Annotated in this window: 16 protein-coding genes; 13 read left to right on the forward strand and 3 right to left on the reverse strand. The window is 72.3% G+C overall.

The genetic code is table 11. From position 1 onward, the window contains the following. The first annotated feature begins 47 nt into the window (after positions 1 to 47). The 5 genes from ACFV88_RS16780 to mutM all read left to right on the forward strand — a co-directional run bounded on the left by ACFV88_RS16780 (position 48) and on the right by mutM (position 4,066). Entirely contained in the window at positions 48 to 1,217 is a 1,170-nt protein-coding gene (locus ACFV88_RS16780; RefSeq protein ID WP_385491481.1) for an ATP synthase F0 subunit B, read from the forward strand. Positions 1,218 to 1,421: 204 nt separating this feature from the next. Next, positions 1,422 to 2,075 (forward strand): YceD family protein, encoded by a 654-nt coding sequence (locus tag ACFV88_RS16785; RefSeq protein ID WP_385491484.1) that lies wholly within the window; start codon positions 1,422 to 1,424, stop codon positions 2,073 to 2,075. A gap of 2 nt (positions 2,076 to 2,077) precedes the next feature. Next, complete coding sequence (gene rpmF, locus ACFV88_RS16790) at positions 2,078 to 2,251, forward strand: 50S ribosomal protein L32 (RefSeq protein ID WP_006139588.1); 174 nt, start codon at positions 2,078 to 2,080, stop codon at positions 2,249 to 2,251. Positions 2,252 to 2,270: 19 nt separating this feature from the next. Further along, positions 2,271 to 3,098, forward strand: coding sequence for a ribonuclease III (gene rnc, locus ACFV88_RS16795; protein WP_385491486.1), 828 nt, complete (start codon positions 2,271 to 2,273; stop codon positions 3,096 to 3,098). A 92-nt stretch (positions 3,099 to 3,190) separates the two neighbouring features. Further along, positions 3,191 to 4,066 (forward strand): bifunctional DNA-formamidopyrimidine glycosylase/DNA-(apurinic or apyrimidinic site) lyase, encoded by an 876-nt coding sequence (gene mutM / locus ACFV88_RS16800; RefSeq protein ID WP_385491489.1) that lies wholly within the window; start codon positions 3,191 to 3,193, stop codon positions 4,064 to 4,066. Between the two features lie 33 nt (positions 4,067 to 4,099). Here the strand turns inward: mutM and ACFV88_RS16805 are convergent, their stop codons facing one another. Continuing rightward, positions 4,100 to 5,524, reverse strand: a complete 1,425-nt coding sequence (locus ACFV88_RS16805; RefSeq protein WP_385491492.1) for a CAP domain-containing protein — start codon at positions 5,522 to 5,524, stop codon at positions 4,100 to 4,102. Positions 5,525 to 5,660: 136 nt separating this feature from the next. Here ACFV88_RS16805 and ACFV88_RS16810 point away from each other — a divergent pair, with 136 nt between their 5' ends. From ACFV88_RS16810 to ACFV88_RS16825, 4 genes are all read left to right on the forward strand, one after another. Then, on the forward strand, positions 5,661 to 5,942 hold the full coding sequence (locus ACFV88_RS16810) for an acylphosphatase (protein ID WP_385491495.1): 282 nt from the start codon (positions 5,661 to 5,663) through the stop codon (positions 5,940 to 5,942). 382 nt (positions 5,943 to 6,324) lie between these two features. Further along, complete coding sequence (locus tag ACFV88_RS16815) at positions 6,325 to 6,534, forward strand: hypothetical protein (protein ID WP_385491498.1); 210 nt, start codon at positions 6,325 to 6,327, stop codon at positions 6,532 to 6,534. Between the two features lie 408 nt (positions 6,535 to 6,942). Continuing rightward, positions 6,943 to 10,530, forward strand: coding sequence for a chromosome segregation protein SMC (smc, locus tag ACFV88_RS16820; protein WP_385491501.1), 3,588 nt, complete (start codon positions 6,943 to 6,945; stop codon positions 10,528 to 10,530). A gap of 246 nt (positions 10,531 to 10,776) precedes the next feature. Next, a complete protein-coding gene (locus ACFV88_RS16825; protein WP_385491504.1) occupies positions 10,777 to 12,189 on the forward strand; it encodes a sugar porter family MFS transporter in 1,413 nt (470 codons plus the stop codon). Between the two features lie 59 nt (positions 12,190 to 12,248). Here the strand turns inward: ACFV88_RS16825 and ACFV88_RS16830 are convergent, their stop codons facing one another. Then, on the reverse strand, positions 12,249 to 13,484 hold the full coding sequence (locus ACFV88_RS16830) for a GNAT family N-acetyltransferase (protein ID WP_385491507.1): 1,236 nt from the start codon (positions 13,482 to 13,484) through the stop codon (positions 12,249 to 12,251). Positions 13,485 to 13,630: 146 nt separating this feature from the next. On the opposite strand from ACFV88_RS16830, the gene ftsY reads away from it, so the two are divergent. Beyond that, the gene (gene ftsY / locus ACFV88_RS16835; protein WP_385491510.1) at positions 13,631 to 14,839 is read left to right on the forward strand and encodes a signal recognition particle-docking protein FtsY; all 1,209 of its coding nucleotides are present in this window, start codon (positions 13,631 to 13,633) and stop codon (positions 14,837 to 14,839) included. Between the two features lie 141 nt (positions 14,840 to 14,980). Here ftsY and ACFV88_RS16840 read toward each other — a convergent pair whose 3' ends face one another. After that, entirely contained in the window at positions 14,981 to 15,649 is a 669-nt protein-coding gene (locus tag ACFV88_RS16840; protein ID WP_385491513.1) for a bifunctional DNA primase/polymerase, read from the reverse strand. Between the two features lie 475 nt (positions 15,650 to 16,124). Between ACFV88_RS16840 and ACFV88_RS16845 the strand changes: the two genes are divergently transcribed. The 3 genes from ACFV88_RS16845 to ACFV88_RS16855 all read left to right on the forward strand — a co-directional run bounded on the left by ACFV88_RS16845 (position 16,125) and on the right by ACFV88_RS16855 (position 19,565). After that, entirely contained in the window at positions 16,125 to 17,597 is a 1,473-nt protein-coding gene (locus ACFV88_RS16845) for a hypothetical protein (protein WP_385491791.1), read from the forward strand. Between the two features lie 283 nt (positions 17,598 to 17,880). Continuing rightward, positions 17,881 to 19,230: an ammonium transporter gene (locus tag ACFV88_RS16850; protein WP_385491516.1), complete on the forward strand. Its 1,350-nt coding sequence runs from the start codon at positions 17,881 to 17,883 to the stop codon at positions 19,228 to 19,230. After that, positions 19,227 to 19,565, forward strand: coding sequence for a P-II family nitrogen regulator (locus ACFV88_RS16855; protein WP_385491519.1), 339 nt, complete (start codon positions 19,227 to 19,229; stop codon positions 19,563 to 19,565). Before ACFV88_RS16850 ends, ACFV88_RS16855 begins: the two co-directional genes overlap by 4 nt. Positions 19,566 to 19,583: the final 18 nt, after the last annotated feature.

The following is a 19,583-nucleotide window of genomic DNA, read 5'->3' on the forward strand; positions in this document are numbered from 1 at the left end:
AGTCACCTTGTCCGTCCCAACGAGGCACAGAGAGTGGCGAACACACCGTGGACGTGCAGAAGAAGCTGGATGAGATCGTCGCGGCCGTCGGCAACGCCCGCTCCATGCCCATGTCCGCCTCCTGCGTGGTCAACCGGGCCGAACTGCTCGCCCTGCTCGCCCAGGTACGCGAGGCCCTGCCCGGCTCCCTCGCCCAGGCTCGCGAACTGCTCGGCGACCGCGAGGGCATGGTCGCCGACGCCCGCGCGGAGGCGGAACGGATCGTCAGCGCCGCCCACCAGGAACGCGGCTCGCTGATCGCCGACACCGAGGTGGCCCGCAGCTCCCAGGGCGAGGCCGACCGCATCCTCGTCGAGGCCCGCCAGGAGGCCGAGGAGATCCGCGCCGAGGCCGACGACTACGTGGACTCCAAGCTCGCCAACTTCGAGGTCGTCCTCACCAAGACCCTCGGCTCGGTCGGCCGGGGGCGGGACAAACTGCTCGGCACGGGTCCCGGCCCCGCTCTCGACGGCCATGTGGACCCCGACTACGCGGAGGCGCCGGAGCGCAGCCACGACCCGGAGACCCTGCGGCGCCGGGCCGACGAGTACGTCGACGTCAAGCTCGGGGCCTTCGAAGCGGTGCTCGCCAAGACCCTGGAGGCGGTGGGCCGGGGCCGCCAGAAGCTGCACGGCCGGGTCGCCGCGGACGAACTGGGCCTGCTCGCCGACGGGGCCGACGGCCCCCGCCCCACCAGCGACGCCGACTACCTCGCCGACCTCGCGGCCATGTCGGACCCCGCGACCGGCCGAGCGACCCCCGGCGGCCCCGTACCGGCCGCGCCGGGAGCGCCCCCCGCCGCACCACCACTGCCGCCCCCCGTGCCCGTCCCCGCCGCCGCGCAGACCCCGCCCCCGGCCCAGGACGGGTACGGTCAGCAGGACGCCTACGGCTACGGCCAGGACGCGTACGGCTATCCACAGGGGTACGAGCAGCAGCAGGGCTACGGGTACCAGGAGACGTACGGGTACGGTCAGCAGAACTACAGCACGCACACGCAGGGCGGCGGCTACGAGACGTACGACGCCCAGCAGCAGGGCGGCGGTGGCTACGAGTCCCCCGGGGACTACGGGACGCAGCCCCCGGCGCCGCAGCCCACCGCGCTCGACGAGACGAGCCTGTTCGACACCGCCATGATCACCCCGGAGCAACTGCGCCGGTACGAGGAGGGCCGCTAGCGGCTCCGCGCTCGTGGGTGCTCCACCAGGGGCGGGTTCACGGGGGTCGGCCAGGGTCGACCGGGGGAGCGCGAGGGGTCACGATTGGGAGCAGGGGGAAAGGTCCAGTATCCTGGCTCTTCGGTCGCGTGCGTCAAGTGCGCGATCACTCCCTTCACAGCTCGCCGGGCCCTTCCGCGTGGGCGCCGACGACCGAAAGCAGGGATGGCTCTGAACGCCCGCTTGGACCACCGCGACCCCCTCGTGTTCGACACGCACGAGCTGGGGCGGCGTCCGGGTGCGCTCCAGCGGCTGACCCGTACGGTCGATGCGCCCTCCGGAGACGCCGCCCTCGGTCTTCCCGGGGTCATCAAGGTGCCCTCGGGCGCCCCGGTGCGGCTTGAACTCCGTCTTGAGTCCGTCATGGAAGGGGTGCTCGTCACAGGCACCGCCCGTGCCGTGGTCGAGGGGGAGTGCGTAAGGTGTCTGGAGCCGCTGGAGCGGGAGCTCGAAGCGGACTTCCAGGAGATGTTCTCGTATGCCGAGACCGACAACCGGGGCCGTGTGAATGCGGAACCGGAGGACGGTGACGAGGAGGACGAGGACAGGCTCTTCATCGAGGACGGCCTGATCGGCCTCGAACCCGTGCTGCGCGATGCGGTGGTGCTCGCACTGCCCATGCAGCCGGTGTGCCAGGACGACTGTCCGGGCCTGTGCTCCGAATGCGGAGTGCGGCTCGCGGACGACCCGGACCACCAGCACGGGGCCGTCGACATCCGTTGGGCGGCACTGCAAGGACTCGCTGACTCCATCCAGGACAGCGAGAAGGACGACATGAGCGGCGCCGAAGCGGGCGTCGACGAGAAGCAGGAGAAGTAGCCGTGGCTGTTCCGAAGCGGAAGATGTCGCGCAGCAACACGCGCCACCGCCGGTCGCAGTGGAAGGCTGCGGTCCCCACCCTGGTTGCGTGCGAGCGCTGCCACGAGCCCAAGCTCCAGCACATTGCGTGCCCCGCTTGCGGCACTTACAACAAGCGTCAGGTCCTCGAGGTCTGAGCGGCTGGTGAGGGGCACGATGCCAGACGCCAAGAAGAATGACCCCCGTACCAACGGGGGAGGCCCGACGGCTTCGTCCCACACGCTCCTGGAAGGGCGGCTCGGCTATCAGCTGGAGTCCGCCCTTCTTGTGCGTGCGTTGACCCATCGCTCGTACGCGTACGAGAACGGTGGTCTGCCGACCAACGAGCGGCTGGAGTTCCTCGGGGACTCCGTGCTCGGCCTGGTCGTCACCGACACGCTGTACCGCAGTCATCCCGATCTGCCCGAAGGGCAGCTCGCGAAGTTGCGGGCCGCGGTGGTCAACTCGCGCGCGCTGGCGGAGGTGGGGCGCGGTCTTGACCTCGGTGCGTTCATCCGGCTCGGCCGGGGTGAAGAGGGCACCGGTGGTCGGGACAAGGCGTCGATCCTCGCCGACACCCTGGAAGCGGTGATCGGCGCGGTCTATCTCGACCAGGGGCTCGAAGCGGCGGCGGAGCTGGTGCACCGGCTCTTCGACCCGCTGATCGAGAAGTCCTCGAACCTCGGTGCCGGACTGGACTGGAAGACCAGCCTCCAGGAACTCACCGCGACCGAGGGGCTCGGCGTACCCGAGTACCTGGTCACGGAGACCGGCCCGGACCACGAGAAGACCTTCACCGCTGCTGCCCGCGTCGGGGGCGTCTCGTACGGCACCGGCACCGGCCGCAGCAAGAAGGAAGCGGAACAGCAGGCCGCCGAGGCGGCCTGGCGGTCGATCCGCGCCGATGCCGATCGACGTGCAGCCGAAGCGGCCGAGGCCGCTGACGCCGCCGACGCCGCGGACACGGTCGAGGAGAACGCCGACGCCTCCTCGGCCACGGCCTGATCCACGCTTCCCCGTGAGCGCCCACCCCGGTCGGGGCGGGCGCTCACTACGTGTACGGACCGACGATCCGACCCACGACCCCAGGACACCGCATGCCCGAACTGCCGGAAGTCGAAGTGGTGCGGCGCGGACTCGCCCGCTGGGTCGCCGAGCGGACCGTCGCCGAGGTCGAGGTGCGTCACCCGCGCGCCGTGCGCCGACACCTCGCCGGCGCCGAGGACTTCGGACGGCGCCTCGAAGGCGAACGCATCGGAGTGCCCGGCCGCCGCGGCAAGTACCTGTGGCTGCCGCTCACGGAACCGGCGGGCGACAGCACCGGCACGGCGGTCCTCGCCCACCTGGGCATGAGCGGACAGCTCCTGGTCCAGCCGGAGGACGCCCCCGACGAGAAGCACCTGCGCGTCCGGGTCCGCTTCGCCGACTCCACCGACACCGAACTGCGCTTCGTCGACCAGCGCACGTTCGGCGGGCTCAGCCTGCACGACACCACCCCCGACGGCCTCCCGGACGTCATCGCGCACATCGCCCGCGACCCCCTCGACCCGCTCTTCGACGACGAGGCGTTCCCCACCGCGCTGCGCCGCCGCCGCACGACGGTCAAGCGGGCGCTCCTCGACCAGTCGCTGATCAGCGGGGTCGGCAACATCTACGCAGACGAGGCGCTCTGGCGGGCCCGGCTCCACTACGAGCGCCCCACCGCGACCCTCACCCGCCCCCGCACCGCCGAGCTGCTCGGCCACGTCCGGGACGTGATGAACGCGGCCCTCGCCGTCGGCGGCACCAGCTTCGACAGCCTCTACGTCAACGTGAACGGCGAGTCCGGCTACTTCGACCGCTCCCTGGACGCCTACGGCCGCGAGGGGCTGCCGTGCCGCCGGTGCGGTACGCCGATGCGGCGCAGGCCCTGGATGAACCGGTCCAGCTACTACTGCCCGAACTGTCAGCGCCCGCCCCGCACCGTGCCGTAGCGCCACTGCGGTGCGGGGGAGCGGACGCCCGGCTCAGAAGCCGAAGTTCTGCGTCCACCAGGGGCCGCCGGAGGCGAAGTGGGCGCCCACGCCCAGGGTCTTGAAGTCGCAGTTGAGGATGTTGGCCCGGTGGCCGGGGCTGTCCATCCAGGCGGCCATCACCGCTGCCGCGTCCGCCTGGCCCCGGGCGATGTTCTCGCCGCCCAGGTCGGATATCCCGGCGGCTTCGGCCCGGTCCCAGGGGGTGTCCCCGTCGGGGTCGGTGTGGTCGAAGAAGCCCCGCGCGGCCATGTCCTGGCTGAAGTTCTCCGCGAGCCGCGCCAAGCCGGCGTCCGCGCTGACCGGCTGGCAGCCGACCTTCGCCCGCTCCCGATTGACCAGGGCGACCACCTGGGTCTCCGGCGAGCCGGTGACCGGTGCCTCGGTCGCCGGCGGGGGCGGGGGCGCGGCGGGGGTCGACGGCGCGGGCTTCGACGTGGGGGCGGAGGTGCTCGGCGTGCTCTGCGGGGCCCTGGTGGTGGGCGCCGTCTCCGGCTTCGGCGGCGGTGACGTCCGCTCCTTCTCCGGGGCGGCGGGGGCCGCCGCCGACTGCGACGGGGACGGTTTCGCCGGGGCGGTGCTGCGCTCACCGCCCTTCTTCCCGGCACCGGTCGACGGCGGGGCCGGCGCGGCGGCCGAGGGGGTGGGCGCGCTGCTCCTCCCCCCGTTGCTGTCGACCCCGCCCGGCACCTCACTGGCGCGCACCCGATCGGAGGCGCCGTTGCCCACGGTGGTGGAGTCGCCGCCCGGCAGTACGCCGGCGGCCACCGCCACCGCGCCCAGCGCCATCGCCGCGGACACCCCGAGCAGCCCGGTGCGCACCGGAGTGGACACCCGTCTGCGGGACCTTTTGCGCGGGCCGGAGCCCTTCGCCGCGCCCGCTGCGGACCGCCCGCCCCCGGCGCCCGGTGCGACGACCGGCAGGGCGGTGGTCACCGCGTACGGGCCCGCCCCGCCGTCCGGCGGGGCGAGGGCGGCGGTGGCGGCGGCGTCCGTGGTCCCGTCCTCGGGGAAGGCGCCGGCTGCGGTCAGGTCCGGGAAGCCGCCGGCCGCACCGTGCCCCGCCGTTCCTGCGGTGCCGTACCCGGCCAGTCCCCGCCCGTAGGCGGAGGCCCCGCCGTACGTCTCGTCGTACCGCTGCACGGGTATCGGCGCGGTCGCGGCCTCGTAGCCGCCGTACCCGGGGTCGACGTCGTCGACGGGGCGCGGCGCGTACGGCCGGGCCACTTCGGTGTGCGCACCGGGTTCGGAGTACGGGGGTTCATCGGAGTAGTCGGCGCCGCCCAGTGCCGTGAAGTCCGGCGCTCCCGTCGATTCCGGGGTGGAGTGGTCGCCGTCGGGAACCGAATGAGGCGTGTCGTGCGCGTAGCCATCGGTACCGGAGGCGCGTCCGGCGGCGGAGCGTCGGTGGCGTCCCATGTCCTGTCCCGGCCTTTCTGTTCCTTGCGGGCAATGCGACTCCCCCATTCGGGTGAGGCTCATTGCGTCGGGACGCTACCCCATGGCACAAGGGGACGAAGTACCCATAGGGCATTTCGCCGGCTACCGTGCAGCCATGAATGAAGAGGTGCGCCTCACTGCATGGGTACGCGGCCGTGTACAGGGAGTGGGTTTCCGCTGGTACACGCGTGCCAAAGCATTGGAGATCGGCGGGCTGAGTGGCTTTGCTCTCAATTTGGACGACGGGCGCGTCCAGGTCGTGGCGGAAGGCGGCCGAGAGCGGTGCACGGCGCTCCTGGACTGGCTCAGGGAGGGCGACACGCCGGGCCGCGTCGACGGAGTGACCGAGATATGGGGCACACCGCGCGCCGGGTACGACAGTTTCGCGATCCGCTGAGGACGCTCGTCGACGGGGGCCGCCACGCCCTCCGCGCACCCCGGGCGCGGGGCCCCGTCACCGGGGAAAGTTCCTGGTGGTTGCCAAGAAGGGCGAGCCGTGGCAGGCTCCCGAGAGAAGGATGATCGACACGCCCCCAGGGCCCCGAAGTCGGTGCCCGGCCGGTTAGATTCCGGCCGTGAGCCCCCGGGTGACCCGCCAGTACCGGGCGTGATCGTGTTGACCGTCAAACTTTTTGGTGAGACTCTGGAAGCCCCGCGCACCTTACCTGTTTGGCATGGAAGAACGGCATTAAGAACTCAACAGTGCCAAGCATCGCGGGTGCGATTCCCTCACGACCCAACCGCTACGGTCGGTCACTCATTGTGGAGGACCATCCATCATGGCAAAGGCGCTTCTCGGTTACGTCGGCGGCTCCGATCCGCGACTCCTCGCCGAGATGCGACGGCTCCAGCAACGCGTCCAGGACCTTGAGTCCGAGCTCGTACGGATTCAGGCCGAGAACGACGCGTTGGCGGCTGCCGCTTCTCACGACAGCGATTCGCTACTGACGAGCATCGACGTTCCCCAGGCGGAGCCTGCGCTCACCTGACCACTCTGCTGAGCCCCGCTGACACGTGGTCGGGCTGCCCTACTACCGGTACCACCGAGATCGCTTGCCCGATCTAGCAAGGGACGCTTCGGCGTCCCTTCTGTCATTGCCCCTGTCCGTGCCCCCTCGACCGTGCGGTCCCGCGCCCCCGCGCCCCGTTCGCGTCCCTCGGTGCGTCCGCCCGTGGTGAGCGGTGCTGCCGCGCGGACGCTTCCGGCTGCGTCGCCCCGTCCGGCTCGCCGAACGGTCCCGCCCCCGGCGCCCCCTTCCTTTACCGTCTGATGTGCCCTGCGCATTCCTCGGTGAAACCGCAACTTCACCCGGGGGCCCGGTGGGACGCCGGCACGCCCGAATCGTGACCCCCGGCCTCACCGGGCGGCGAGAAGCAGAGAGGTAGAGTCCGGCGGCGTGCACCTCAAGGCCCTGACCCTGCGCGGATTCAAATCCTTCGCGTCCGCCACGACACTGCGATTCGAACCGGGCATCACCTGCGTCGTCGGACCGAACGGCTCGGGAAAGTCCAATGTCGTCGACGCCTTGAGCTGGGTCATGGGCGAACAGGGCGCGAAATCCCTGCGCGGCGGCAAGATGGAGGACGTCATCTTCGCCGGGACCACCGGACGCCCCCCGCTCGGGCGGGCCGAGGTCTCCCTCACCATCGACAACTCCGACGGCGCCCTGCCCATCGCTTACGCCGAAGTGACCATCACGCGGATCATGTTCCGCAACGGCGGTAGCGAATACCAGATCAACGGCGACACCTGTCGACTCCTCGACATTCAGGAATTGCTGTCCGACTCCGGAATCGGCCGCGAAATGCACGTCATCGTCGGCCAGGGCCAACTCGATTCCGTCCTGCACGCCGACCCCTCCGGCCGCCGCGCCTTCATCGAGGAGGCGGCGGGCGTCCTCAAGCACCGCAAGCGCAAGGAGAAGGCGCTACGGAAACTCGACGCCATGCGGGCCAACCTCGCCCGGGTGCAGGACCTCACCGACGAACTCCGGCGCCAGCTCAAACCGCTGGGCCGACAGGCCGCCGTCGCCCGGCGCGCCGCCGTCATCCAGGCCGACCTGCGGGACGCACGGCTGCGGCTGCTCGCCGACGACCTGGTGACCCTGCGACGGGCCCTCGCCACCGAGGTCGCCGACGAGGCCGAGCTGAAGCGCCGCAAGGACGCCGCCGAGGCCGAACTGCGCACCCAGCTCACCCGCGAGGGACGGCTGGAGGACGAGGTGCGGCAGCTCACCCCCCGGCTCCGCAGCGCCCAACAGACCGTCTTCGACCTGTCCCGGCTCGCCGAACGCGTCCGGGGCACCGTCTCCCTCGCCGACGCCCGGGTCACCAGCGCCACCGCCGCCCCGCCCGAGGAACGCCGGGGCCAGGACCCCGAGGCCCCCGAGCGGATGGAACGCGAGGCCGCCCGCATCCGCGAACAGGAAGCCGAACTGACGGCCGCCCTCGAAGCCGCCGAACGCGCCCTGGAGGACACCGTCGCCCACCGGGCCGACCTCGAACGCGCCCTGCTGGACGAGGAACGCCGCCTCAAGGACGCGGCCCGGGCCCTCGCCGACCGCCGCGAAGGGCTCGCCAGGCTGGGCGGGCAGGTGGGCGCCGCCCGCAGCCGCGCCGCCGCCGCCGAGGCCGAGATCGACCGGCTCGCCCTCGCCCGCGACGCCGCGCAGGAACGTGCCGCCAGCGCCCAGGAGGAGTACGAACAGCTGCACGCCGAGGTCGACGGACTCGACGCGGGCGACGCCGACCTCGCCGTACGCCACGAAGCGGCGCGCACTTGGCTCACGGCCGCCGAGACCGCCCTCACCGAGGCCCGCGAGGCGGCCACCGCCGCCGACCGACGCCGCGCCGCGGTCTCCGCCCGCCACGACGCCCTCGCCCTCGGGCTGCGCCGCAAGGACGGTACGGGCGCCCTGCTCGCCGCCGGGGACGCCCTCACCGGACTGCTCGGCCCCGCTGCCGCACTGCTGACCGTTGCGCAGGGGTACGAGGTGCCCGTCGCCGCGGCTTTCGGGGCGGCGGCCGACGCCCTGGCTGTCACCTCGCCCGCCCAGGCCGCCGACGCCATCCGCCTCCTGCGCAAACAGGACGGCGGCCGGGCCGCGCTGCTGCTCGCGGGCGCCCCCGAACCGTCCCCCGGACCGACCCCCGGCCCCGTACCGCGGGGCAACCCGCCCCCCGCGGCCGAACTGGTGCGCGGTCCCGCGGAACTGCTGCCCGCGGTACGTCGACTGCTCGCCGGGTACGTCGTCGTGGACACCCTGGAGGACGCCGAGGACCTGGTCCGCGCCCGCCCGGAGCTGATCGCCGTCACCGCCGAGGGCGACCTCCTCGGCGCGCACTTCGCCCACGGGGGGTCGGCCGGCGCACCGAGCCTCCTCGAAGTGCAGGCGTCCGTCGACGAGGCGGCGGCCGAACGCGCCGAGCTCGACGAGCGCTGCGCCCTGCTCGCCGCCGAGCAGCGCACCGCCGAGGAGGACCGCGCCACCCGTGCCGCGCTGGTGGACGAACTGGCCGAGCGCCGCCGCACCGCCGAGCGCGCCAAGTCGTCGGTCGCCCAGCAACTCGGGCGGCTCGCCGGCCAGGCCCGCGGTGCCGCGGGGGAGGCCGAACGGGCGGCGGGCGCCGCCGCGAAGGCCGGGGAGGCGCTGGAGCGGGCCCGTACCGAGGTCGAGGAACTGGCGGAACGGCTCGCCGTCGCCGAAGAGAGCGCCGCCGTCGCCGACGAGGGCGAGGAGCCCGACACCCACGCCCGCGACCGACTCGCGGCCGACGGGGCGAACGCCCGGCAGACCGAGATGGAGGCCCGGCTCCAGGTCCGCACCCACGAGGAGCGCGTCAAGGCACTCGCCGGACGGGCCGACGGCCTGGACCGGGCGGCCAGGGCCGAACGGGAGGCCCGCGCCCGGGCCGAGCGGCGGGCGGCCCGGCTGCGCCACGAGGCGACCGTCGCCGCGGCGGTCGCCGCCGGCGCGCGGCAGCTCCTCGCCCACGTCGAGGTGTCGACGGCGCGGGCGGAGGCGGACCGGACGGCCGCCGAGGGGGCCCGCGCGGACCGGGAACGCGAGCTGGCCGCGGTGCGGGAGACCGGCCGCGGGCTCAAGGCCGAGCTGGACAAGCTGACCGACTCGGTGCACCGGGGCGAGGTGCTGGGCGCCGAGAAGCGGCTGCGTGCGGAGCAGTTGGAGACCCGGTCGCTGGAGGAGCTGGGCGTGGAGCCCACCGCGCTCGTCGACGAGTACGGCCCCGACCGGCCGGTGCCGCCCCCGCCGCCCGCCGACGGCGAGGAACTGCCCGAGGACCCCGGGCACCCGCGCAACCTCCCGCGTCCGTTCGTCCGGGCGGAGCAGGAGAAGCGGCTGCGGGCCGCCGAACGCGCCCACCAGCAGCTCGGGAAGGTCAACCCCCTGGCGCTGGAGGAGTTCGCGGCGCTGGAGGAACGCCACCAGTTCCTCAGCGAACAGCTCACCGACCTGAAGAAGACCCGGGCGGACCTGCTCCAGGTGATCAAGGAGGTCGACGAGCGGGTCGAGCAGGTCTTCACCGAGGCGTACCGGGACACGGCACGGGAGTTCGAGGGCGTCTTCGCACGACTGTTCCCCGGCGGCGAGGGGCGGTTGGTCCTCACCGACCCGGACGACATGCTGGCCACCGGCGTGGACGTGGAGGCCAGGCCCCCCGGCAAGAAGGTCAAGCGGCTGTCGCTGCTGTCCGGCGGGGAGCGTTCGCTGACGGCGGTGGCCCTGCTGGTGTCGATCTTCAAGGCGCGACCGAGCCCGTTCTACGTGATGGACGAGGTCGAGGCCGCCCTCGACGACACCAACCTCCAGCGGCTCATCCGGATCATGCGGGAGCTCCAGGAGGCGTCCCAACTCATCGTCATCACCCACCAGAAGCGGACGATGGAGGTCGCCGACGCGCTGTACGGGGTGTCGATGCAGGGCGACGGGGTGTCCAAGGTGATCAGCCAGCGGCTGCGCTGAACCGCGCCCGCACCGCGCACGGGCGGCGCCCGGCCGGCGGGTGTGCCGGCGGCGCCCCGGGGTACCCGGTCACCGGATCCACCGGATCCGGATCGATCTCCGTCGGATCCGGATCGATCTCCGTTCACCCGTTGGGGGGAGGCGGCGGCACCGCACCGCGGCACGCGGGTGTTCCCGGTGGTGAGCGGTGTCGACCTGTGCGCCACTGGAAGGGCTCACCAGCCCCCGAGGCCCGAGGAGTGATGCGTGACCAGTGCAGCGACCCCGTCCGGCGCCCGCGAGGAACACCCCGAACACCTCGGGCACGTCATCTTCATCGCGGCGTCGGCGGCGATGGGCGGCTTCCTGTTCGGGTACGACAGCTCCGTCATCAACGGCGCCGTCGAGGCGATCAGGGACCGCTACGACATCGGCTCGGTGGCGCTCGCCCAGGTCATCGCCATCGCCCTGATCGGCTGCGCGATCGGCGCGGCCACCGCGGGCCGGATCGCCGACCGGATCGGACGCATCCGCTGCATGCAGATCGCGGCGGTCCTCTTCATGATCAGCGCCGTTGGCTCGGCACTGCCGTTCGCCCTCTACGACCTGGCGTTCTGGCGGATCATCGGCGGTTTCGCCATCGGCATGGCGTCGGTGATCGGCCCCGCGTACATCGCGGAGGTGTCCCCGCCCGCGTACCGGGGGCGGCTGGGCTCGTTCCAACAGGCCGCGATCGTCATCGGCATCGCCACCTCCCAACTGGTCAACTGGGGCATCCTCCAGGCCGCCGACGGCGATCAGCGCGGACAGCTGCTGGGCGTGGAGGCCTGGCAGGTGATGCTCGGCGTGATGGTCGTCCCGGCCGCCCTGTACGGGCTGCTGTCCTTCGCCATCCCCGAATCGCCGCGCTACCTCATCTCGGTCGGCAAGAACGACCGGGCCCGTGAGGTGCTGCGCGAGGTCGAGGGCGACGAGGCCCACCTCGACGCCCGGCTGGCGGAGATCCAGGAGAAGGTGCACCGGGAGCACAAACCGACGTTCAAGGACCTGCTCGGCGGACGGTTCTGGTTCCTGCCGATCGTCTGGGTCGGCATCGGCCTCTCCGCGTTCCAGCAACTCGTCGGCATCAACGTGGCGTTCTACTACTCGTCCACGCTGTGGCAGTCGGTCGGCGTCGACCCGACGGACTCGTTCTTCTACTCGTTCACCACGTCGATCATCAACATCATCGGCACGGTCATCGCGATGATCTTCGTGGACCGGGTCGGTCGCCGGCCGCTCGCGCTGATCGGTTCGGTGGGCATGGCCATCGGGCTCGCCCTGGAGGCGTGGGCCTTCAGCTACGACCTGGTGGACGGGAAACTGCCCGCGACCCAAGGCTGGGTCGCGCTGGTGGCCGCCCACTGGTTCGTGTTCTTCTTCGCGATGTCCTGGGGCGTGGTCGTCTGGGTCTTCCTCGGCGAGATGTTCCCCAACCGCATCCGCGCGGCGGCCCTCGGCGTCGCCGCCTCCGCCCAGTGGATCGCCAACTGGCTCATCACCGCGACCTTCCCGTCCCTCGCGGACTGGAACCTGTCGGCCACGTACATCATCTACGCCTGCTTCGCCACGCTCTCGATCCCCTTCGTCCTGAAGTTCGTGAAGGAGACCAAGGGCAAGACGCTGGAGGAGATGGGCTGACCCCTCCCGCCGGCCCGGGCTCCCCCCGCCGCCGGCTCCCGGCAGCGGGGGGGCCGGGATCAGAACTCGTCCGCGGTGTGCGGCAGCAGCTCCGTCCGGGAGGCCAGCCCGAACAGGGTCGCCGCGCCCGCCCGGTGCTCCGTGAGCAGGCCCGCCCGCACCAGTTCGACGGGCGCGGTCCCGCCCAGGTAGCAGGCGGCCAGCTCCCGCACGTCGAGCGTCAGGTCGGGGGCCTCGTCGGTGCGGGTCACCCGGGCCCGGTGGACGTCCCCGTCCGGCTTCGCCGTCACCCGGTAGCGGCCCGCATTGCCCGGCACCCCCCGGTCGGACACCTCCAGGACCAGGTCCAGCGGCGCCGACCAGGTCCGGCCCTCCAGCGCGGCCGGCACGTCGGCGAGCCGCACCCACAGCGCCGGGAACTGGCGGGTCACGTCGACCTGGTCCCGGTCGGCCGCGAAGAGGAGCAGCGGATCGTCCAACGGCCGGCCCCAGGCGCGCACCTTGTCGACCAGGTCGATCGAGACCAGGTAGCGCCACAGGGCGGCGGCCACCTGCGGCGACTCGGCCTCCAGCTCGATGACGTACAGCGTGCCGCGGCCCTCGTCGTCGGACTTGGTCCGGTACGCCACGTATCCCGCGGGCGGCTCGCCCGGATCGCCCAGGGTCACCACCCGGGGCTCCGACATGTCCTCGTCCTCCTCGAACGTCTCCGGCAGGACGAGGTGGCGCCACCACCAGTCGTCGCGCCGCACCCGCCCCGCCCGCTCACCGCGGGCCGTCTCGTGCAGGGTGCTGATCACCTCGGGCGCCCCGGCGAACGGGACCAGCCGCAACGGACGCCCGTCGGGCTCGATCCGCAGGTCCAGGGGATAGGTGGCGTCGAGGGTCACCGTGTACGCGTGGGTCGCCGGGTCGAAGCCGTAGCGGCCGTAGATCGTCGCCTCCGACACCCACAGCGCCGCGAGCGGCTTGCGCTGCTCGGCGCAGCGCCGCCACAGCTCGTCGACCATGCCGCTGAGGACGCCCCGGCGGCGGTGGGTCGGTGCCACCGAGACGAAGGTCACCCCCGCGGTGGGCAGGGAGCCGCCGGGCACGGACAGATCGAGGTCGTGGGCGGCCAACAGCCCTACGAGGTCCTCGCCCTCGTAGGCGCCGATGAGGTCACAGCGGGCGAGGGCCTCCTTGTGCTTGGCACGGGACTCGTCCTCGGGTGACTTCTCCAGGAAGACGAGGTAGTGCAGGTCCAAGGCATGGTCGAGCTCGGCCTCGGGAATCGTGCGGTACTCCAAGGTCATGCCGGTGACGCTAACCCGCACCCCTCGAACGGGGCATCCGAGTTTCCGGGGCGGGCACCGCGCGACCGTCGCGGACGGCGGGGTGCGGGGGCATTCGGTCGTGCTTCTCGTCCGGGCCGGCGGGGGTGGTCGATACTGGGTGCGTTATGGACATCGTCATTCTTGCTGTAGTCATCGCCGTGGTGCTGCTCGGGACCACCGGCGCGCTGGTGGTCGGCAGTCGCCGCAAGCGGCAGCTGCCCCCGCCGCCGCCCGCCGCGCCCGACCTCACCGCCCCTCCGGCCGAGCCCCACGTCGGTGAGGAGGCCGAGCCGCCCCGGGAGGAGCCCCGCCGCACCGTTGAGGAGGTCGACCTCTCCGGCGCCCCGGCTCCGGCCACCGCCCAGGCCGAGGTCGAGGAGGCGCCCGCCGCGCCCCCGATCGAGGTGCCGGAACCGACCGCGGGACGGCTGGTGCGGCTGCGGGCCCGCCTCTCCCGCTCGCAGAACGCGCTGGGCAAGGGTCTGCTCACCCTGCTGTCCCGGGAGCGCCTGGACGAGGACACCTGGGAGGAGGTCGAGGACATCCTCCTCACCGCCGACGTGGGCGTGCAGCCCACCCAGGAACTCGTCGAGCGGCTGCGCGAGCGCGTCAAGGTGCTCGGCACCCGCACCCCGGAGGAGCTGCGCGCCCTGCTCCGCGAGGAGCTGCTGACGCTGCTGGTGCCCGACTTCGACCGCAAGGTGAACGCCGAGTCCGGGCTCGACACCCCCGGTGTCGTGATGGTCGTCGGGGTCAACGGCACCGGCAAGACGACCACCACCGGCAAGCTCGCGCGGGTCCTCGTCGCCGACGGCAAGAACGTCGTGCTCGGCGCCGCCGACACCTTCCGGGCCGCCGCCGCCGACCAGCTCCAGACCTGGGGCGATCGGGTGGGCGCCCGGACCGTGCGGGGCCCCGAGGGCGGGGACCCGGCGTCCATCGCCTTCGACGCGGTCAAGGAGGGCATCAAGGAGGGTGCCGACGTCGTCCTCATCGACACCGCGGGGCGGCTGCACACCAAGACCGGCCTCATGGACGAGTTGGGCAAGGTCAAGCGGGTCGTCGAGAAGCAGGCCCCGTTGGACGAGGTGCTGCTGGTGCTCGACGCGACCACCGGGCAGAACGGGCTGGTGCAGGCCCGGGTGTTCGCGGAGGTCGTCGACGTCACCGGCATCGTGCTCACCAAGCTCGACGGGACCGCGAAGGGCGGCATCGTGATCGCGGTCCAGCGCGAGCTGGGCGTCCCGGTGAAGCTGGTGGGCCTCGGCGAGGGCGCGGACGACCTCGCGCCCTTCGAGCCCGAGGCGTTCGTGGATGCGCTTATCGGGGAGTAACCCGGGCGGGGTGCGGTCCACCGCGCCCGCGCCGGGTGTGCGCCGCGTCATCGGGCCCGGCGGAGTCCAGGGGTGGTCGACCGACCCCCCTCGGTTCCGTCGGGCCCTCGTCGTGCGGCCCGACGGCGGGCGCCCGAGGGGTCAGCGGTCGCAGCGGTGGGCCGCGTAGGCGAGGGTGCCGAGCAGCAGGTGGGCCTGCGGCGGGCGGGCCGCGTCGAGGCCGGGGGCCCGCAGCCAGCGCACCGGGCCGAGCCCGCCGCGGTCGGACGGCGGTGCGGTGACGTGGTCGCCGGGTCCCAGTGCGCGCAGGTCGAGGGCGGCGCCGTCCCAGCCCATCCGGTACAGCAGCCGGGGGAGTCCGTCGGCTGCTCCGGGTGCGACGAGGAACTGGGCGCGGTGGTCGGGGGTCAGGGCCACCGGCCCCAGCGGCAGGCCCATCCGCTCCAGCCGGACCAGGGCGCGCCGGCCCGCCGTCGCGCCGACCTCCAACACGTCGAAGGACCGGCCCACCGGCAGCATCACCGTGGCCCCGGGGAACCGCGCCCAGGCCCGGGCGACCTCGTCGAGGGTGGACCCCGCGGGGATGACCGGGGCGCCCTCCAGCGGATGGGCGCCCGGGGCCCCGCAGCGACCGCGGTCGTCCGCCCCCGTCCGGCCGCAGGAGCAGCAGCCGCCCGTCGACCGGGCGCCGGGCACCACGTCCCAGCCCCACAGCCCGGTGAACTCCGCCGCAGCCGTGCACTCGTCGGTGCGTCCGCGGCGACGCGAACCCGACCGGATGTCACGGATGCCGCCGATCGTGAAGTCCATGCCTCCTCCAACAGGTTCCGCGCGCCGGTGGTTACGAACTCACGGTCGCGAGCTTCGGTCACGATATGGATGCGCGTGATGACCGTCCGTTTGCGTCATGCCCCGTCAACGCGGGTATCCGGACGGCGCCCGGAAGCACTTTCCGTGGCGTGCGCGGTATTCCGCGCTCCGCCGTGCGTCACTCCGCCCTTGCCGCCGCATCTGCGTCAAGTCAAGCGCGCAGAAAGGCAGTCGGGTTCATTCGAAGGGGTGGCGAATGGTGGCGTTTCCGTGATCCGCCTCGCCGAATGCGTGATCGTCAGATTACTTTCAGTGCACGGATCCCGCGGGCCATTCCCCTTCGGAGCGGGCCGGCGGCGGCTCGGTCCCCCGTTCGAAGGGTGACAAGCGCCGGACAAGGCACTGTGACGCACGGCATGCTGATAGGGCTTGACTAGAAGTGTGGACAAATGGCGTGACGGATGGGGGCGTTCCGGTGGGCGGCAACGGTGAGGGCGGTTCGAACGCTGAGAAGCGCCCGAACGAGATGCTGGGCTCGTGGTTCACCCGGAGCGGGTGGTCCAAGGGCGAGTTGGCGCGTCAGGTGAACCGCAGAGCCCGGCAGTTGGGCGCCAACCACATCTCCACCGACACCTCCCGGGTCCGCCGCTGGCTCGACGGGGAGAATCCGCGCGAACCGATCCCGCGCATCCTGTCCGAGCTGTTCTCCGAACGCTTCGGCTGTGTGGTCGCCGTCGAGGACCTCGGGCTGCGTGCCCCTCACCGGGCGCCCTCGGTCGCCGGGGTCGACCTGCCCTGGACCGGGCCCCAAACAGTGGCCCTGATCGGCGAGTTCTCCCGGAGCGACCTGATGTTGGCCCGCCGCGGCTTCCTCGGCACCTCCCTCGGGCTGGCCGCCGGACCCGCACTCATCGAACCCATGCAACGCTGGTTGGTCCCCACCCCCGGCGCGCCGCGCCCCGAACCCGACGACGCCGCCCTGCGCCGCGGGAACCGCCTCTCCCAGCCCGAGTTGGACCTGCTGGAGTCCACCACGCAGATGTTCCGGCAGTGGGACGCCCAGTGCGGCGGCGGGCTGCGGCGCAAGGCCGTCGTCGGGCAGCTCCACGAGGTCACCGACCTGCTCCAGGAACCCCAGCCGGCCGCCACCAGCCAGCGACTGTTCAAGGTCGCGGCCGAACTCGCCGAACTGGCCGGCTGGATGAGCTACGACGTGGGGCTCCAGCCCACCGCGCAGAAGTACTTCGTGCTCGCGCTGCACGCCGCGAAGGAAGCGGGGGACAAACCGCTGGGTTCGTACGTCCTGTCCAGCATGAGCCGCCAGATGATCCACCTCGGCCGCCCCGACGACGCCCTGGAACTCATCCACCTCGCCCAGTACGGCAGCCGGGACTGCGCCAGCGCCCGCACCCAGGCGATGCTGTATGCGATGGAGGCCCGCGCGTACGCCAACATGGGCCAGCCCAGCAAGGTGAAGCGGGCCGTCCGGATGGCCGAGGACACCTTCGGGGACGCCCTGGAGTGCGACGAGCCCGAGCCGGACTGGATCGGCTTCTTCACCGAGGCCGAGCTGAACGGCGAGAACGCGCACTCCTTCCGCGACCTGGCCTACGTCGCCGGCCGCAGCCCCACCTACGCGGCGCTCGCCGAGCCCGTGATGAACAAAGCCGTCGAGCTCTTCGCGAAGGACGAGGACCACCAGAGGTCGTACGCGCTGAACCTCATCGGCATGGCGACCGTCCACCTCCTCCAGAAGGAACCGGAGGAGAGCGCACGGCTCGCCCACGAAGCCCTGGCGGTGGCCAAGCGGGTCCGTTCCGAGCGGGTGAACACCCGCATCCGCAAGACGGTGGACAACGCCGCCCGGGAGTACGGCCACCTCAACGACGTCGTCGAGCTGACCGAGCGGCTGGCCGCGCAGCTGCCGGAGAGCGCCGAGGCGGTCTGACGGCAGCCGCTGCGCCCGGTCCGCGGGAACGGCTTCCGCTCCCGCGCAGGCCCGCTCCGGGCGTGCCCCCGAGTTCCTGGGGTGTTCACCCGTGCGTAACACCCCCGGTCTCTTCGTCACTGGCGTGAAACAACCGGCGGCATCCGTGGAAACGGCGCCGCGCGAGTCTCTGGCCCACAAGGAGGGCGACCGAGCCACCCGGCGCCCCCTCCGGCCACCCCTCACGCCACCCTCAGCCCCGGGCCCCGCCCGCTCGGGCCCGTTCCACGACGAGGAGACGCCGATGCCCCCAGGCATCACGTTCGCCGCAGACGCCCCGGCGCTGTCTGCCGCCAACACCGGATTCATGCTCATCTGCTCCGCGCTGGTCATGCTGATGACCCCGGCCCTCGCCTTCTTCTACGGAGGCATGGTCCGCGTCAAGTCCACCCTCAACATGCTGATGATGAGCTTCATCAGTCTGGGCATCGTCACCGTCCTGTGGGTGCTGTACGGCTTCTCCCTCGCCTTCGGCACCGACAGCGCCGGCCTGATCGGCTGGTCCTCCGACTACCTCGGCCTCAGCGGGATCGGACTCACCGAACTCTGGGACGGTTACACCGTCCCCGTGTACGTCTTCGCGGTCTTCCAGCTGATGTTCGCGGTCCTCACCCCCGCCCTGATCAGCGGTGCCCTCGCCGACCGGGTCAAGTTCAGCGCCTGGGCGCTGTTCGTGGCCCTGTGGGCGACCGTCGTCTACTTCCCCGTCGCCCACTGGGTGTGGGGCACCGGCGGCTGGGCCTTCGAACTGGGCGTCATCGACTTCGCGGGCGGCACCGCCGTCCACATCAACGCGGGCGCCGCCGCCCTCGGCGTGATCCTGGTGCTCGGCAAGCGCGTCGGCTTCAAGAAGGACCCGATGCGCCCGCACTCCCTGCCGCTGGTCATGCTCGGCGCCGGACTGCTCTGGTTCGGCTGGTTCGGCTTCAACGCGGGCTCCTGGCTCGGCAACGACGACGGCGTCGGCGCGCTGATGTTCCTCAACACCCAGGTCGCCACCGCCGCCGCCATGCTCGCCTGGCTCGGCTACGAGAAGCTCCGGCACGGCGCGTGCACCACCCTCGGTGCCGCCTCCGGTGCCGTCGCCGGACTCGTCGCCATCACCCCGGCCGGCGGCTCCAGCTCCCCGCTCGGTTCGCTCGCCATCGGCGCGATCGCCGGTGTGCTGTGCGCCATGGCCGTCGGCCTCAAGTACCGCTTCGGGTACGACGACTCCCTCGACGTCGTCGGCGTCCACCTCGTCGGCGGGATCGCCGGCTCCGTCCTCGTCGGCTTCTTCGCCACCGGCGGCGGTCAGTCCGAGGCCAAGGGCCTCTTCTACGGCGGCGGACCCGACCAGCTCGTCAAGCAGCTCGCCGGGGTCGGCGGGGTCCTGCTGTACTCCTTCGTCGTCTCCGCGCTCCTCGCCCTGGTCATCGACAAGACCCTCGGCATGCGGGTCAGCGAAGAGGTCGAGGTGTCCGGCATCGACCGCACCGAACACGCCGAGACCGCCTACGACTTCAGCGGCGCCGGCGGCGGCGCCACCACCCGCACCTCCGCCCCGGTCCGCGAGTCCGCACCCGCCGAGTCCCACGAGAAGGTGGACGCATGAAGCTCATCACCGCCGTCGTCAAGCCGCACCGGCTCGACGAGGTCAAGGAAGCCCTCCACGCCTTCGGCGTCCACGGGCTGACCGTCACCGAAGCCAGCGGATACGGCCGCCAGCGCGGCCACACCGAGGTCTACCGGGGCGCCGAGTACACCGTCGACCTCGTCCCCAAGATCCGCATCGAGGTGCTGGCCGAGGACGACGACGCCGAACAGCTCATCGACGTCATCGTCGAGGCCGCCCGCACCGGCAAGATCGGCGACGGCAAGGTCTGGTCCGTCCCGGTCGACACCACGGTCCGGGTCAGAACCGGCGAACGCGGCCCGGACGCCCTCTGAGCCGGCGCCGACCGCACC

It is taken from the genome of Streptomyces sp. NPDC059816, assembly GCF_042732055.1.
Taxonomy (GTDB): Bacteria; Actinomycetota; Actinomycetes; order Streptomycetales; family Streptomycetaceae; genus Streptomyces.